We start from the raw sequence: 16,104 nt of genomic DNA, 5'->3' as shown, positions 1-16,104 counted from the left end.
AATACGGTTAAAGTTAATCATGCCCCTTCCCGATCTTCATGCCCTTGAAATTGCAGCAACTGTTATCGAAGAAGGTAGCATGAGCGCGGCGGCCGCCCAACTGGGCATGACGCAATCCGCTGTTTCGCAGGCCATGAAACGGGCCGAGACGCAGGTGGATGTTACCCTGGTGCATCGCAACCGTCGCCCCCTGGTGCCCACCGAAACCGGGCGCGTTTTGGTGGCCCATATTCGCGAAATTGCCATTCGGGCGGAACGCGCAATCGAGGAAGTCCGGGCAACTGCCCTGCGGCCGGAACGGCAAAATTTGCGCTTGGGCATGGTCGATACATTTGCATCCGCCGTTGGGCCGGTTTTGATCCGCGATTTGATGGAAGGCTCGATCGCGCTGCGCGTGACAGCATTTTCCGGCCTTGCCAACGCACATGCCGATGCCCTGATGCGCCACGAAATTGACGCAGCCATTACATCCGACCCGATGGATGAACTTGATGAATTAATGCGGTTTCCACTTTTTCGGGAACCCTTTGTGCTGGTAGCACCCATTGCCTGGGGTGATACCCTGCGCAACCGGCCCCTGCGCGATATTCTGATTGACCACCGCTTAATCCGCTATAGCGCGCGGTCGCATATGGGCATGCAGGTTGAGCGGCATTTGCGCCGCCTTCGGATCGAACATTCGCAAATTTTATCGTTTGATACCTCGGATTCCCTGCTGGCAATGGTGGTAGGCGGTGTGGGTGTTGCGATTACGACACCCCTATGCCTAATTCAGGGCGGGTTGCACCTGCCAGGCCTGGCGGTATTGCCCCTGCCCAGCCCCGGCTTTTCGCGTGAATTAACGCTGGTTACCCGCCGGGGCGAGTTTGATACCCTGGGTCCGCGCATTGCGCAGGCGGCACGCGATATGTTGCTAAACCATACCGTGCCGCAAATTGTTGGCGAAATTCCCTGGCTTGCCAATATCTCGACCGAAATGGTGTGGCAGCCACCGGTGCCAGATGAAATTACCAGTCTGGTCGATTTGTCACTGGATGCGGATATGGACGCGACGCCTGGGGCGGAACACGATCAGGACGGGGATTAACCTGTTTGTCTGCCATCATTGCCAGATTGATCGGCGTTCGGATGGGAACGCCCGCTTTTCAGATTTGACAGGGTTTTCAAGTCAATCCAGCTGGATGATTTCAGTTAAGCAGCTGAAATATATTGGTGTTTTGTCATTTTAACTGTGCCGGAACTGATGGCGGATAACAGAAAACACCACTGCTTTCTCACTATACTATTAATCCAAATTATGATGTTAAGTGAATTAACTTAAGTCTGGCTTATTTGATTCAAATCCCGTCCCGGCTTTGTCATGGTTCTGCGCATCGACAGTCCGAAGTCAGGGACCACCATGCCACATACAAGAACAGATACCGACAGCCTGGGATCACGCGAAATACCTGAAGGCGCGCTGTACGGGGTCGCGACATTGCGCGGGCAGGAAAATTTCAATATTTCCTTTCGCAAGCTGCGCGACGCCCCCGAGCTTTTAAAGGCGTTAGCGCAGATCAAACAGGCATCCGCCGCGGCCAACCGTGATATTGGCGTACTGCCGGCCGCCATTGCCAATGCCATAATTGATGGGGCAACCGAAATTGCCGGTGGGGAACATGTCGAACAGTTTGTTGTCGATTTGCTGGAAGGGTCCGGTGGCACGTCGATCAATATGAATATGAACGAAGTGCTGGCGAACCGCGCGCTTCAGAAACTGGGTAAGCCGGTTGGTTCCTACGATATCGTTCATCCCAACGACCATGTGAATAAAGGGCAGTCCACCAACGATGTGTTGCCTGCTGCGGTCAAGCTGGCGATTTACGATAAATCCTATGCATTGATTGATGTTCTGGAACATCTGGCTGTTACGCTTTCGGATCGTGCCCGCGCATTTGACGATGTGTTGCGCATTGGCCGGACCTGCATGCAGGCAGCACAACCCATGCGCCTGGGCCAGGCATTTGGCGGGTATGCCGCGGCCATTCGCCGCCTGATCGCCAAATTGCGCATTGCGCGCAACGAAATGCTGGTTTTGCCGTTGGGCGGGACGGCCATTGGCACCGGGCTGGGGGCGGCAGCGGGTTATCGCAAGGCTGTTTATTATCACCTGAAGGCCATTGTTGGTGCCCATGTTTCGCCCGGCGAAGACATGTTTGATGCCATGCAAAACGCCGATGCCTTTGCAAGGCTATCATCTGAAATTCGCATTTGCGCCGAGGTGATCGGCAAGATTGCATCAGACCTGATCATTCTGGCATCCGGCCCCAATAGTGGTGTTGGCGAGTTGCGCCTGCCATCGGTTCAGCCGGGGTCATCGATTATGCCGGGCAAGGTTAATCCGGTGCTGCCCATGATGATGCAGCAGGTTGCCTTTGCCGTTGTTGGCAATGATGCGGCGGTGTCGCTGGCGTCCCTTCAGGGCCAGTTGGAAATCAACCATTTCGAGCCGGTCATTGCCTCGCGCATGTTTGATTCAATCGAGCTTCTGGCCAATTCGACGCGCATTTTTGCTGATAAATGTATCGCCGGGATCGAAGCCGATACCGAACAGTCCCTTACCAATCTTCTTCAATCATCGGCTCTTGCCACCGTGTTCGTGCCCAAACTTGGTTATGCCGAGACCGCACGACTGGTTCAGGAATCCGTTGCCAGCAAACGCCCCTTCATTGAACTGGCCATCGAGCGAGACCTTCTCACACATGACGAAGTCCTCAGGGTGGTTCGTGAAAGCACTGATTATCATGAGGAAATCGCATGAGCCGCTATTCTGCCCTGTCTATTTTGCGCCATGGACTAACGGGGAACAGGCACTGGTCCCGCGCCTGGCGCGACCCGGTGCCAAAACCGGAATATGACGTGATCATTGTTGGCGGCGGCGGGCATGGCCTGGCAACGGCCTATTACCTTGCCAAGGAACATGGCATTCGCAATGTGGCCGTGCTGGAAAAAGGCTGGCTGGGTGGCGGTAATACCGGGCGAAATACCACCATTGTCCGTTCAAATTACATGATGCCAGGCAATACCATGTTTTATGAACGCTCCATGAAGCTGTGGGAAAATCTTAGCCAGGATCTGAACTACAATGTCATGATCTCGCAGCGCGGGCAGTATAATTTGTGTCATTCGCCAGGCCAGATGGATGCGGCACGGCGGCGCGGCAATATCATGCGGTCCAACGGCATTGATGCTGAACTGTTTGACCGTGCCGAAGTGATGCGGCGCCTGCCCTATCTGGATTATTCGGCAAATGCCCGTTTCCCCATTCACGGGGCCATTTACCAGTCGCGCGCCGGAACAGCCCGCCACGATGCCGTGGCATGGGGTTATGCCCGCGGGGCTGATCAGAATGGCGTTGATATCATCCAGCAATGCGAAGTGACCGGTTATTTGTGGGACCAGGACCGGATTGTGGGGGTTGAAACCAGTCGCGGCCCGATCCGGGCGAAAAAGGTTGCCCTGGCCGTGGCCGGGCATAGCGGACATCTGGCGGCGAAGGCCGGTTTGCGCCTGCCCATTGAAACCCATGTTTTGCAGGCCTTTGTCACCGAACCACTAAAACCGCTGGTCGATAGCGTAATTTCATTTGGTGCGGCGCATTTTTACATCAGCCAGTCTGACAAGGGTGGCCTGGTTCTGGGCGGTGACCTTGACGGGTTTAATTCCTATGCCCAGCGCGGCGGCCTGCCGATTGTTGAACATACCCTGCAAAGCGCAAAGGCCCTGATGCCGTCGCTGTCGCGGTTGCGGCTTTTGCGTCACTGGGCCGGGGTAATGGATATGAGCATGGATGGCTCGCCCATTATTTCGAAAATGCCGGTCGAGGGGCTGTGGCTGAATGGGGGCTGGTGTTACGGCGGGTTCAAGGCCACGCCGGCGTCGGGCTTTTGTTTTGCCTGGACAATTGCCAAAGGCGAACCCCACCCCGACAACGCCGAATTCACCCTGGACCGGTTCGCGCGCGGCTATCAGATCGACGAAAAGGGCGTTGGCCCGCAACCAAACGCGCATTGAGGTTTAATCATGCTGAGAATTCATTGCCCCATTTGCGGCTTACGCGACGAAACCGAATTTACCTATGGTGCCGATGCCACCGTGCAGCAGCCCGACATTACCGAAACCGACCAGAAAGCATGGCTTGATTACGTTTTTATGCGAGACAACCCCCGTGGCCCGCACCGCGAATACTGGCATCACGTGACGGGGTGCCGCCAGTGGCTGGTGGTTGAACGCGATACCCTGACCCATGAAATGGGTCAAAGCTTCCTTGCTCGTGAGGTTTCCAAATGACATCGCGCAGACTTTCAAATGGCGGCCGCATTGACCGCAGCCAGAAATTTGCCGTCCGTTTTGGTGGTAAACAGTTTACGGCCTTTGGCGGCGATACACTGGCATCGGCCCTGCTGGCCGGAAACAAAGGCGTTGTCGCCCGCAGTTTTAAATATCACCGTCCGCGCGGGATTATAGCGGCAGGTGCCGAAGAACCAAATGCCCTGGTGCATTTGCGCGATGGCGCCCGCCACGAGCCCAACGCCCAGGCAACCCTGGTCGAAGCCTTTGCCGGTTTATCATCGACCCCGCAAAATGCCTGGCCCAGCCTTGAATTTGATATAGGCGCGCCCCTTGACCTGATGTCGCGATTTTTTGGTGCCGGGTTTTATTACAAAACCTTTATTGGCCCGTTTCAGGGCACCGGGTTCTGGATGTTTTGCGAGCGGTTCATCCGCAAGGCCGCCGGCATGGGCTTTGCCAAAACAATCGATGACCCCGACCATTACGAAAAGATCAACGCATTTTGCGACACCCTGATCATTGGTGCTGGCCCGTCGGGCCTGGCGGCAGCACTGGCTGCCGGGCGCAAGGGCGATAATGTAGTGCTGGTGGACCAGGACCACGTGCTGGGCGGCAGTTTGCTGGATGAACAGGCGGGTTCCACAAGTGATGCCTGGCTGGCACAGACGGCGGCAGAATTGCGCGCTATGGATAATGTGCGCATTCTGACCCGCACAACCGCCTTTGGTGCCTATGATGGTGATGTGTTTGGCCTGGTTGAACGCCTGCAGGACCATATGCAGGTGCCAGAAGCGGACAAACCGCGCCAGCGTTACTGTTTGTTGCGCGCGGGCAAAACCATTTTGGCAACAGGTGCGCTGGAACGCCCGCTGGTTTTTGCGGGCAATGATGTGCCCGGTGTCATGCTGGCATCGGCCGTTCGCGAATATCTGAACCGCTATGCGGTTTTGTGCGGGCAGGAAGTTGTTCTCGCCACCAATAATGACAGTGCCTATCAAACCGCGTTTGACCTGCGCGATGCCGGTGCAACGGTAACCATTTGCGATGTGCGGGCAAATATTTCGTCCGTTCTGGTGCAAAAATCGGTGCGGGCGGGGATTACGGTGTTGGCAGGCCACGGCATTTTGCAGGCCCGGGGCAAAAAATGTGTGACCGGCGCGCAAATTGTACCGGTTGATTCGGCTGGCCACGCAACGGGCAGCCCACGCATGATCAAATGCGATCTTATTGCCGTTTCAGGCGGATGGGCCCCCGTTTTACATTTATGGAGTCAGCGTTTCGGCAAGCCCGATTACCATAAAAGCCTTGACGCATTTTTACCTCAACGTCAGCGTGAAAACATCACCTGTGTTGGCGCATTGATGGGCACGACAAGCTGTGAAGACGCACTTCGTCAAGGGTTTGATGCCGGTGGCAAAACCGGTGACGCGCCGGAATTGACCCTTACCGAGCCGTTCTGGGGCAATGACCTGTCGCCGGTAACCATCATTACCAAGCCGGATGGCACCACACCGGGCAAAGCCTTTGTCGATTTCCAGCATGACGTCAAACTGGCGGATATCGACCAGGCCCATCTGGAAGGTTATGTCTCGGTCGAGCATTTGAAACGCTATACCACATCGGGCATGGCGACCGATCAGGGGAAAACATCGAATTTAAATGCGCTGTCGCGGATGGCGGCACTGTGTAAAATGGATATTCCGGCTGTTGGGACAACACGGTTTCGCCCGCCCTTTACGCCGGTTACCATTGGCGCCATTGTCGGCCATGAACATGGCCTGCATTTCCGCCCCACCCGCCTGTCGGTTATTCATGACTGGCACCGCGAAAATGGTGCCGAATTTACCGAAGCCGGTGCCTGGCTGCGCCCTTGGTATTACCCCGAAAATGGCGAGGATTTGCGCCGTGCCTATATCCGCGAGGCCGCCCATGTGCGCGAACATGTTGGCATTGTTGATGTGTCAACATTGGGCAAAATTGCGGTTCAGGGCCCCGATGCGGCCGAATTTTTAAACCGGGTTTATACCAACGGGTTTAAAACACTTGCACTTGGACGCCTGCGATATGGTGTGATGCTTCGCGAGGATGGCTTTGTCCTCGATGATGGCGCAACTGCACGGTTGGGCGAGAATGACTATTTCATGTCCACCACCACGGCCAATGCGGCGAAAATTCTGGCAAAGGCCGAATTGCTGCTTGATACCGCCTGGCGGGATTTGAAGGTGCATGTCACCACCATTACCGACCAATGGGCGGCCTTTGCCATTGCGGGGCCAACATCCCGGCAATTGCTGGCCGATGTGACCGGTGCCGATTTAAGCCGCGATGCCCTGCCCAACAATCACTTTACCAATGTGCTTGTTAATGGTGTTAACTGCCGTCTTCACCGCATGAGTTATTCTGGCGAGCTGGCCTATGAAATTTATGTGCCTGCCAAATCGGGCCGGATGGTGTGGGAAAGCCTGATGGCAGCGGGCAAGGTGCATTCGTTAAAACCCTATGGCACCGAAGCCATGGGTGCCCTTCGCATCGAAAAAGGCCATGTTGCCGGTGCCGAAATTGAAGGCCGCACCACGATGCAGGATTTGGGGCTGGAAGGCCTGGCATCGGGCAAAAAGCCGTTCCTGGGCGCGGTGTTGCGCAAGCGCCCGCATCTTGAAAACCCGGACCGCCCCACCCTTGTCGGCCTCGAAATTATTGGCGATCAGGGGGCAAAGGCGGGGTCGCTTTTATTTGCCCAAACCGGCCCGACCGAAGGGCATAGTGAAGGCTGGGTATCGTCAACAACCTATTCCCCTGCCCTGAAGAAAAACATTGCCCTTGCACTGTTATCACGGGGGCGCACCCGGTTGGGTGAAACCATTCGTGTTGTTGATTTTGTCGGCAACAGCACCTTGCAGGCAAAGGTCGTCTCGCATCATTTCTTTGACCCCGAAGGGCTTCGTCAAAATGGTTAAACATAACAAATTGCCGGTCAATGGCGCCATCAGCACAGGTGAAGCCGTAACCATCAGCGAGGTCGCAACCGGGCATATCACCCAGTTTGCCGGGTGGGACGGGTTTGAACCGGCGGTGAATGCTGCCCTGCAATCCTTTGGCGTGTCGCTGCCGACCGATTATCGCACTGCCATGCGCCATGAAAACAGTGTGTTATGGCGTATCGCCCCGAACCGTGTGCTGCTTCAGTCCGCTATGCCGGTCGATCAGGCCGGTGGCGATGACATGGTTGTGCTGGATTTATCAGATGCGCGCCGATGTCTGCGCCTTGAAGGGGCTGGTGCTGCGGGTTTGCTGGCCCGGGTAATGGCCATTGATTTTTCGGCTTCGGCCTTTCCGGTGGGAACGTTTGTTCAGGCCGGAATGCACAATGTTGGGGTGCTGGTGGATCGCAAGGGGGATCAAACCTTTGACCTTTTGATACCGACAACCTGGACCGTTTCGCTTTGTGATCTTTTGACCCGCCATTTTGGACATGCGGCCTGAGCTTGCCAGCCTGCCAACTAGCCAACCTCCTGGAAGGAGCAATTTGTGGATAATTTTGTTCTTACCGTTCAATGCCAGTCCCGCCGTGGGATCGTAGCAGCAATTGCCGGGTTTCTTGCCGATCACGGCTGTAACATCACTGATTCCGCGCAGTTTGATGACCCGCAAACGGAAAAGTTTTTCATGCGCATTACGTTTCGGTCGGAAACGGGGGCAAATCTTGAAACCCTGCGCAGCAGTTTTGAAACGGTCGCGGCCGAATTTGACATTACCTTTGCGCTTAATAACAGCGCGCAACGGACCAAGGTTCTGTTGATGGTATCAAATTTCGGTCATTGCCTGAATGACCTTTTGTATCGCTGGCGGATCGGTGCCTTGCCAATTGATATTGTCGGGGTTGTATCCAACCATCTGACCTATCAAAAGCTGATTGTTAATCACGACATCCCCTTTCACCACATTCGGGTGACAAAGGAAAACAAACCACAGGCCGAACAGCGCCTGATGGAAGTTGTCGAGGAATCAGAAGCAGAATTGATCGTTCTTGCCCGCTATATGCAAATTCTGTCTGATCAGGTTTGCAAGAAAATGCAAGGACGGGTGATTAACATCCATCATTCATTCCTGCCATCCTTTAAGGGGGCAAACCCATACAAGCAGGCATTTGTGCGCGGGGTAAAGCTGATAGGGGCCACGGCGCATTATGTAACGGCGGACCTGGACGAAGGCCCCATCATTGAACAGGATATCGTGCGCATCACCCATGCCCAGTCCCCTGAAGATTATGTCAGCCTGGGACGCGATATTGAGGCGCAGGTGCTGGCCCGGGCCATTCATGCCCATATTCACCAGCGCGCTTTTTTAAATGGCAATAAAACCATTGTCTTTCCCGCCAGCCCGGGAAGTTATGCTTCCGAAAAGATGGGTTAAGCATCTGATTTTATGGAAATAATTTAGAATACAATTCCGCGTTATAAAACCAAGTTTTAGAGAGCCAAAGGATGTGACTATCCTTTGGCTCTCTCTTTCACATTTAGTATCGGGCGGACAGCAAAAACGTGAAACGTATGCCCGGACTATTCCGACCTCAGAATTTCCATAGAAACAGGCCAGATCGTCGAGGAAAGTAAACCTCAGAATTTTTACAATCTCTATAATAAATGTGTCGGTCAAATCTTGAAAAATTGACCTGGCTTTGATGTTGCGTGTGGCTATCTGCGGCCTTCCCGGCATTGACGGTACCCGCCAACGACCGGATTCCTGTAAACAAGATATCCATACAGTCAAAAGGCATTCGCTAACTTATGCCACTTGGCTGTTCATCCGATGCTACGCGGTAAATCCATTTCGGCACTAACGGTTGGTTCGAGAAACCAAGTTCCCACTTTTTTCAGTTTCATATATTTGTTTGGGTGAATGCTTCCAACAAGCTGAAAACGAAGAATTATTTTTCTATGAAACAGCCAATTCCTTGCGGTCTTTAAGAAGCTGTAAAAGCAACGCAATCCTTGCTTTTGTCGGTGATAGATCAGTGCTTAAGGGCAGTTTTTCGGTTAGTGACGGAATAATATGTCCGGCAATGCAACGCGTGGCGACCAGCACATGTATGCCGGCGTCCTGTGCGGCGATGCCCCCCTTCTCCAGTGCCTGGTGAAGACTGCCATTTCCCGTTGCCCCCAGCACAATTCCCGCCACTGCGTCAGGGTGATTTTCCTGCTTTTCGCGTATCAAGGTATCAATAATCTCGCCGCGAGCTCCGGCATGGCTAAGGATGATCTCGATACGGGGCCATTCATTTGCGGCGGGCAACGGAAATGCCGTATTGCCAACGAAAGGCGCGTCATAGCATGACCAGTTACGCACCAACCGAACTTTGCCTTCTTCTACATAACCAATGGGCCCGGCATCGCCTGAGCTAAACGCGTTCAGCCTATAAGGATGAACCTTGCTGACGTCTTTAGAACCATGCACTTCACCGGCGCACACGATTATAACGCCTGTTGCCCCTTGTGTTGTCGCAACGCTAATGGCGTCGCGGAGGTTTTGCGGCCCATCCGGGTTGTTGGATGAGGCAGGCCGCATTGCGCAGGTCATGACAACAGGTTTTGATGATTGTAAAACAGAATGCAAGAAGAACGATGTTTCCTCAATGGTATCTGTGCCATGGGTGACAATCAAACCGGCAACATCATCCTGCCTCAGCCAATATTGGCAGCGCAAAAGAAGGCTGTGCCAGGTCGCAAAATCCATATCTTTACTGTCTATCTGTGCGACCTGTTCGACATGCAATTCGAACCCCGCCGGAGCAGAAAAACCGTCCAGAAGTGCCGTTACCGGTACCGTCCCCGCTGTATAACCGACATTGGCACCCGCCTCTGATGATGAGCCGGCGATGGTTCCCCCCGTCCCCAGCACAACAATACGACGAGAATGATCAGACATCAGTTTATTCCTTAATTACCGGGATGTTGGAGACCGTATATCGAGATAACTGCCATCTGAAAATCGACAGATATAAAGTCGTTTTTCAGGATGTATAAAAATGATTTCAGGGACGATGCTCTCTTCCCCGCTTCCTTGGCAACAAATTTCTCACTTCAAATTTATGGTCAAAAAAAGCTCCTCGGGTAATGGTAATCCCCCGTGAAATAAGAGGTTTCAAAAGTAGAATTTTCTCAGGCTTACTAAACGAGGAGATTTTGATGAAAAAGAGCAGATTTAGTTACACACAGATCCTTTCAATCCTGCTACAGGCAAAAGGTGGAGTTCCCGTGCCCGATCGTTGTCGGGAGCGTTAAATGAGTTCAACGCGTTTTTCCAAGTGGTGCCCAAATATGGCGGGCTGGATGCACCATGATCAGCCAGATAAAGGCTTAAAAAATGAAAACCGTTGCATAAAGTAGATGCCTGCCGAGATGTGCACGCGAACTGAATGACGAGAACGTCCCGGCGAATGCGAGGTTTTCTCGTGCTGTTCAAATTCAACAGAGCATGACACCTCATTTACGTTAGCCTGCACATCGCATCGTAGCACTGAATAACCCGCTTATACCGAAAGATACGGCTATCTGGCTTCATCATGTGCTGTAAAAATGGTGCGCATCCGCTCCTCGAAAAAAGGCATGACACAGCCCTGGGTAATATCAAAGGCACCAAGTGTGGCCACATACATCTGGTATTTACCATGTGCATAATGCGGTAAATGCTGGAAAAACCGGCTCTCCAGACGTTTCAGAACAGATGGAATATTAACGAACGGGCCGGTCAGAACAATTCGATCGGCAAAAACCGCCTTGTTCAGATTGGCAAGGGAAAGAGCAAAAGCATCAACCGCGCGTTCGATCATTGGCAATTCGGAAATATCATTCTCGCGCGTAAATGCCTCAAACGCGGTTTCTTCAGATGGAACAACGGGATATATCGTTCTTAATTCCGGCAGAAGCGACCACAAGGAAGCGATCGTCTCCAAGCATCCACTTTCTCCACAATGACATTGCCGCATTGATAACGGGTCAACCGTCCAGTGCCCGAATTCCCCGAAACTACCAATGCTCGACTCAATCACTGATCCGTTCAGTGCATATGATGAGCCAATCCCGTAACCCCAATGGATAAGCAGCACGCTACCTTCCCGTTCTTCCTTCTTGCGCAACAATCTTGTGCGAAGCTCTAAGTTAAGATTGCGATTGACCCCTACCGGCAGGCCATCCTGCCAATCTATGACGAATTCCCCGAACTGAGCGATTACATCAATCGCATTAGCGAAGTGAATTGATTTCCCCCAACAAAGGCCGGGGGCACTGCCCCTGACCTGCTTTTCCAAGAGGCAAACCAAGTGGTGCCAGTGCAAAATCGCCTAAAGCAGATTGCCACTATCGTGGATGGTGCCAATCTTGTCGCGCAGTTTATCTGCTATCGACTGCTGGAACTAATCGTCATCGTTACCGTGCTTCAGGTTATCTTGCGCTTCGGATTTAACAATCCGACCAAATGGTCCGAAGAAGTGGCAATGATCAGCCTGGTCTGGTTCGGTATGCTTGCTGTGGCAATCGGAGTACGCCGACACAGCCACATTTCCATCATGTTTTTTCGCGATCTGCTGCCGCCAAGTGGCAGACAAGTCGTTGATGCATTGGCCCAGATCGCGATCCTGATTTTTGCCTCCATCCTTATATTCAAGGGATGGGACCTGGTAACTGTTACCGGGCGTAGTCGGCTTCCCGCCTCTCAACTCCCCAAAAGCTGGCTTTATTTCTCGGCCTTTTCTGGTGGTTGCCTTATGGGACTAAACGCCATCACGAACCTTGTTACCCGGTCACTAAGCACAGATACCAACCCCGAAGCGGAAGCCCACAGATGAGCGAACAGGAAATCGGAATACTGCTGCTTCTCGGCACCTTTACAGGACTCATGGTAATCCGGATTCCGGTTGCTTTCGCCCTTGGCCTTTCGTCCTCAATCACAGCATTCTATCTGGGATTGCCGTTGATGATGATCGGTCAGCGCATGATTAACGGGCTTTTTTCTTTTACCTTTCTGGCCGTCCCGTTTTTCATCCTTGTCGGCAATATTATGACCGAGGGTGGGATATCAGACCGACTTGTGAAATTTTCAGATGTACTGGTAGGGCGTTTCCGAGGTGGCCTTGCCCAGGGAAATGTGCTTGCGAGTACGTTTTTTGGCGGAATTTCGGGGTCATCTGTTGCCGATGTGGCATCTATCGGCTCCTTTCTGATACCGGGAATGAAAAACAGGGGATACCCTGCCGAATATTCGGTTGCAGTGACCGTTACCTCATCAGTACAGGGCGTTCTGATTCCACCAAGCCAGAACATGATATATTTTGCACTTGCTGCAGGCGGCCTTCCAATCAGCAGTCTCTTTATCGCTGGCTATATTCCCGGGCTGATTTTGTCTGGCTCACTGATGCTACTGTGCTGGATTATGGCGATCAGACACAACCACCCCCGCGGCGAGCGCTATCGCCTTAAAGACGCAGTTGGCATTCTGACCAGGGCCTCTGTCGGACTGTTCACAATCGTTATCATCATAGGCGGTATCATTTTCGGTATATTCACTGCCACTGAATCAGCAGCCATAGCCGTTGCCTACGCCCTCCTGGTGACAACCTTTATCTACCGTTCAATGGACGGCGCAAAAGCTCGTAAAATCATGAGTGGCACGCTTGAAACGCTGGCAATGGTTGTCGCAATTATCATGACATCCTCCGCGTTCGGGTTTCTGCTCTCCTATTTACAAGTTCCTTCTGCGCTTGCGGATTTCATTCTTGGCGTCTAATCCAGCCCGATTGCCATTATGCTGATGGTGAATTTACTTCTTCTGGTTCTGGGAATGTTGATGGATATGGGCGTCCTTATTCTGATCCTCACTCCGATCCTGCTACCGATTGTCACCCAAATCGGCATGAATCCGATCCATTTTTGCATCGTCATGATGCTTAATCTCGGTATTGGACTGTGCACACCCCCAGTTGGTATTTCACTCATGGTCGGCTGCGGCGTCGGTGGCGTCAGCATCGAACGGACAATCAAATCCCTATTGCCATTCTATCTGGTAATGCTCGTCGTACTGGGACTGGTGACATTTATTCCGGCCCTTTCACTAGGATTGTTAACATGGCTCTAACCCGGTCTTGAGGTTGTGCATAAGGAAGCTCTGATCCAATGGCAGGTATCAGAGCCACGACAGGACGAAGTCTCTGATTTAATCTTCGAGGCATCCTATTGAAGCAGAGACTGACCTGCCTGATCAAAAAGATGAAGATCCTGAGGTTTGGCATCGAGTTTTAATGTGCTGCCGATCTCGATTTCCGCATAACCGGGCAATTTAGCCACGATTGTTCTCTCTTCCGCGCCGACCTTTACATAAACAAGCTGAACTTCGCCAAGTTGTTCAACATGGTCAACAAGGCCTTCAACAACATATTCCTCGCCCGGGGCAACAAACAAATCTTCCGGGCGGATGCCAAAGTGGACATCGCATCCGGATGTTTGTGTATCAGTGGTGACTGGGACCTGCACTTTACGGTCCGCAATATGGTGTACAATGGTCCTGGTGCCAGTTTGGTCGATAATCGCGGGTAATATATTCATTGCAGGTGAGCCGATAAACTGGGCAACGAAAAGGTTACCTGGCTTTCTGTAAAGTTCTGTCGGTGACCCGATCTGTTCGATCTTGCCGTCTTTCAGCACAACAATCCGGTCGGCAAGTGTCATGGCCTCAACCTGATCGTGCGTTACGTAAATCATCGTTGCGTTCGGCATTGCCTTTTTCAGTTTGGCGATCTCGATACGCGTTGCCACACGCAGGGCCGCGTCCAGGTTGGATAACGGTTCGTCGAACAAAAACACCCTTGGATTACGGACAATTGCCCGCCCGATAGCAACGCGCTGGCGCTGCCCTCCTGACAACGCCTTGGGGAAGCGTTGAAGATAGTCTTGCAACTGAAGACTGGCCGCTGCCTGACGCACACGTTCGTCGATCCGGTTCTTGTGCTCCCCTGCGATCCGCATGCCAAAGGCCATGTTTTCATACACGGTCATATGCGGATACAAAGCGTATGATTGAAACACCATCGCAATCCCGCGACGGGATGGCGGTACTTTGTTCATCAATTGCCCGTCAATGCGCAATTCACCGGATGTAATGTCTTCCAGACCGGCAATAGAGCGTAACAATGTTGATTTTCCGCACCCGGATGGGCCGACAAATACCGTGAACTCGCCGGAGGCGATTTTAAGGTCTATGCCGTGAAGAATGGACAATTCGCCATAGGATTTCTTCACGTTTTGCAATGTTAATTCGGCCATAAGCCTTCCCCTTTTATTATTCCAGATTTACGCAGACGCGGATTATCTCAGTCTTGTACACGGCGACCCGGAGTAAGTTCCGAGATAAAACGGGTGATGGAACCTGGCGCGAGGTTTTGAATTTCGGCAGCATTTCGGCGGCGAATGGCATGACGCACCAGTTTAGCACCAAGATAACGGAAAGGTTCCGGTGGCAGTTTCAGACGCCGGCTAATTCCGACCAGGCCGCTGCGGCTCCAGCGGTCCTGCTTTCCCAGAACCAGACTGGCAAGAATTCGCCCGGCAACCGGAGTTTGGGCAATTCCCGTGCCGTTGAACCCCATGCCGTAAAAAATATTTGGATGTTCACGCAAATGGTCGAAGACCGGAACATGATCTGCAACGCAGTCGATGGCCCCTGCCCAATCGAATTCTATCGGAACATCGCGCAACGCAGGGTAAACACGATGAAGTTCCCGTATGTTATCCTGGCCATGTTCCGGGCTTCGATTGAAATCAGCGCCGAAATTACCGCGAAAGGCAACATTGCCGCTGCCCCGGCCAAAAACGATGCGGCCACCTTTGGTGCGCTGGTAATAAAGAACCTGCATTTGTGAATCACAAATCGCCGAACCGTCCCGCCACCCGATGTGATCAAGCAAATCCGGTATCTCTGCAGTTGCAATCACCTGACTGTCGACGACATACATATATTGTCTAAGCTCGGGAATGGCTGATAGCCATGCATTGGTCGCCAGTACAATTTTCTTGCCATGCACGGTTCCGCGAGGTGTTTGCACTTTGCAACATTTCCCGGGAATGATGTTGGTTACCGGGCTTTGTTCATGAATGATCACACCCTTGACGACGGCAAGATTTCTAAGGCCAATTGCCAGTTTTGCGGGGTGGACCGTACCTGCATTTGGCTCGACAATTCCTGCATAAGATGCAGATGAGCCGGTGCGAGCTTCTATCTCTGCCGTCGATAATACCTTAAATCGATCGACACCCGCGGCTTTCGTCAGGGCAAGCGCCCGGTCCCATGCGCCTTCCTGGGACTTGGAACTTGCCGTCCAGAACCAACCGTCAAGCCGCAAATCCATGTCGATCGCGCCTGATTTTTGCAATTGCTCCAGTTCGGCGATGGCATCAACCGAGGCGACACAAAGTTGCTGTGCTTCCTGTTCGCCAACAACAGCACTTAGGTGGTCAAGTTCGGCAAACCAGGAATGAACTTGCCCGCCATTCCGGCCCGAAGCGCCAGAGCCGCAAAAATCTGCCTCAAGGACAACAACACGTGTTTCGGGGGCCTGTTCCCGAATGCGTAAAGCTGTCCACAGTCCGGTGTAACCACCGCCAACAATAACAACATCGGCATGTTGTTCGCCTTCCTGCCGGTTTGTCGCGGCTGAAATTGCGGTATCATGCAACCAGAAAGAACGGTCATCCTGTGCAGCAATACTAGGGTCTGGACTCAATT

At 52.8% G+C, this 16,104-nt stretch carries 12 protein-coding genes and 2 pseudogenes; 10 read left to right on the top strand and 4 right to left on the bottom strand.

Annotated elements, in window-relative coordinates:
* Positions 1 to 19 precede the first annotated feature (19 nt).
* From THS27_RS22975 to purU, 7 genes are all read left to right on the top strand, one after another.
* On the top strand, positions 20 to 1,087 hold the full coding sequence (locus tag THS27_RS22975) for a LysR family transcriptional regulator (protein ID WP_085594871.1): 1,068 nt from the start codon (positions 20 to 22) through the stop codon (positions 1,085 to 1,087).
* Positions 1,088 to 1,399: 312 nt separating this feature from the next.
* Entirely contained in the window at positions 1,400 to 2,800 is a 1,401-nt protein-coding gene (locus THS27_RS22970) for an aspartate ammonia-lyase (RefSeq protein ID WP_085594869.1), read from the top strand.
* A complete protein-coding gene (locus THS27_RS22965) occupies positions 2,797 to 4,053 on the top strand; it encodes a sarcosine oxidase subunit beta family protein (protein ID WP_085594867.1) in 1,257 nt (418 codons plus the stop codon). Before THS27_RS22970 ends, THS27_RS22965 begins: the two co-directional genes overlap by 4 nt.
* Positions 4,054 to 4,062: 9 nt before the next feature.
* Positions 4,063 to 4,329: a sarcosine oxidase subunit delta gene (locus THS27_RS22960; RefSeq protein WP_085594865.1), complete on the top strand. Its 267-nt coding sequence runs from the start codon at positions 4,063 to 4,065 to the stop codon at positions 4,327 to 4,329.
* A complete protein-coding gene (locus THS27_RS22955) occupies positions 4,326 to 7,289 on the top strand; it encodes a sarcosine oxidase subunit alpha family protein (protein WP_085594863.1) in 2,964 nt (987 codons plus the stop codon). The genes THS27_RS22960 and THS27_RS22955 overlap by 4 nt, the downstream gene beginning before the upstream one ends.
* Positions 7,282 to 7,815 carry a sarcosine oxidase subunit gamma gene (locus tag THS27_RS22950; protein WP_085594861.1) on the top strand — a complete coding sequence of 178 codons (534 nt, stop codon included), beginning with the start codon at positions 7,282 to 7,284 and terminating at the stop codon, positions 7,813 to 7,815. The genes THS27_RS22955 and THS27_RS22950 overlap by 8 nt, the downstream gene beginning before the upstream one ends.
* Positions 7,816 to 7,860: 45 nt before the next feature.
* Complete coding sequence (purU, locus tag THS27_RS22945) at positions 7,861 to 8,745, top strand: formyltetrahydrofolate deformylase (protein ID WP_085594859.1); 885 nt, start codon at positions 7,861 to 7,863, stop codon at positions 8,743 to 8,745.
* Positions 8,746 to 9,267: 522 nt separating this feature from the next.
* Here the strand turns inward: purU and THS27_RS22940 are convergent.
* Positions 9,268 to 10,257 carry an asparaginase gene (locus THS27_RS22940; protein ID WP_085594857.1) on the bottom strand — a complete coding sequence of 330 codons (990 nt, stop codon included), beginning with the start codon at positions 10,255 to 10,257 and terminating at the stop codon, positions 9,268 to 9,270.
* 260 nt (positions 10,258 to 10,517) lie between these two features.
* Here THS27_RS22940 and THS27_RS27770 point away from each other — a divergent pair.
* Positions 10,518 to 10,689 (top strand): annotated as a pseudogene (locus THS27_RS27770) (transposase); the annotation flags it as partial.
* Between the two features lie 190 nt (positions 10,690 to 10,879).
* Here THS27_RS27770 and THS27_RS22935 read toward each other — a convergent pair.
* Entirely contained in the window at positions 10,880 to 11,638 is a 759-nt protein-coding gene (locus THS27_RS22935; RefSeq protein WP_168184982.1) for an ROK family protein, read from the bottom strand.
* A gap of 21 nt (positions 11,639 to 11,659) precedes the next feature.
* Between THS27_RS22935 and THS27_RS22930 the strand changes: the two genes are divergently transcribed.
* Both THS27_RS22930 and THS27_RS22925 read left to right on the top strand, forming a co-directional pair.
* Positions 11,660 to 12,175 (top strand): TRAP transporter small permease, encoded by a 516-nt coding sequence (locus tag THS27_RS22930; protein ID WP_168184981.1) that lies wholly within the window; start codon positions 11,660 to 11,662, stop codon positions 12,173 to 12,175.
* A pseudogene (locus THS27_RS22925) lies at positions 12,172 to 13,461 on the top strand (TRAP transporter large permease). Before THS27_RS22930 ends, THS27_RS22925 begins: the two are co-directional and overlap by 4 nt.
* 95 nt (positions 13,462 to 13,556) lie before the next feature.
* Here the strand turns inward: THS27_RS22925 and THS27_RS22920 are convergent.
* Both THS27_RS22920 and THS27_RS22915 read right to left on the bottom strand, forming a co-directional pair.
* On the bottom strand, positions 13,557 to 14,645 hold the full coding sequence (locus THS27_RS22920) for an ABC transporter ATP-binding protein (RefSeq protein ID WP_085594851.1): 1,089 nt from the start codon (positions 14,643 to 14,645) through the stop codon (positions 13,557 to 13,559).
* A gap of 47 nt (positions 14,646 to 14,692) precedes the next feature.
* On the bottom strand, positions 14,693 to 16,104 hold a 1,412-nt coding region (locus THS27_RS22915; RefSeq protein ID WP_210402989.1), incomplete at its 5' end, for an FAD-binding oxidoreductase.

The sequence above is a fragment of the Thalassospira sp. MCCC 1A01428 genome, assembly GCF_002115825.1.
Lineage (GTDB): Bacteria > Pseudomonadota > Alphaproteobacteria > Rhodospirillales > Thalassospiraceae > Thalassospira.
The sequence above is the reverse complement of the archived record's forward strand: the minus strand, read 5'-3'. Positions and strand labels throughout refer to the sequence as shown.

Excerpts from the sequence above, each read along its gene's own strand:
- THS27_RS22955 (WP_085594863.1), top strand. The coding sequence starts at position 4,326 with ATGACATCGCGCAGACTTTCAAATGGCGGCCGCATTGACCGCAGCCAG.
- THS27_RS22920 (WP_085594851.1), bottom strand. The coding sequence starts at position 14,645 with ATGGCCGAATTAACATTGCAAAACGTGAAGAAATCCTATGGCGAATTG.
- THS27_RS22975 (WP_085594871.1), top strand. The coding sequence starts at position 20 with ATGCCCCTTCCCGATCTTCATGCCCTTGAAATTGCAGCAACTGTTATC.
- THS27_RS22950 (WP_085594861.1), top strand. The coding sequence starts at position 7,282 with ATGGTTAAACATAACAAATTGCCGGTCAATGGCGCCATCAGCACAGGT.
- THS27_RS22965 (WP_085594867.1), top strand. The coding sequence starts at position 2,797 with ATGAGCCGCTATTCTGCCCTGTCTATTTTGCGCCATGGACTAACGGGG.
- THS27_RS22960 (WP_085594865.1), top strand. The coding sequence starts at position 4,063 with ATGCTGAGAATTCATTGCCCCATTTGCGGCTTACGCGACGAAACCGAA.
- THS27_RS22940 (WP_085594857.1), bottom strand. The coding sequence starts at position 10,257 with ATGTCTGATCATTCTCGTCGTATTGTTGTGCTGGGGACGGGGGGAACC.
- THS27_RS22970 (WP_085594869.1), top strand. The coding sequence starts at position 1,400 with ATGCCACATACAAGAACAGATACCGACAGCCTGGGATCACGCGAAATA.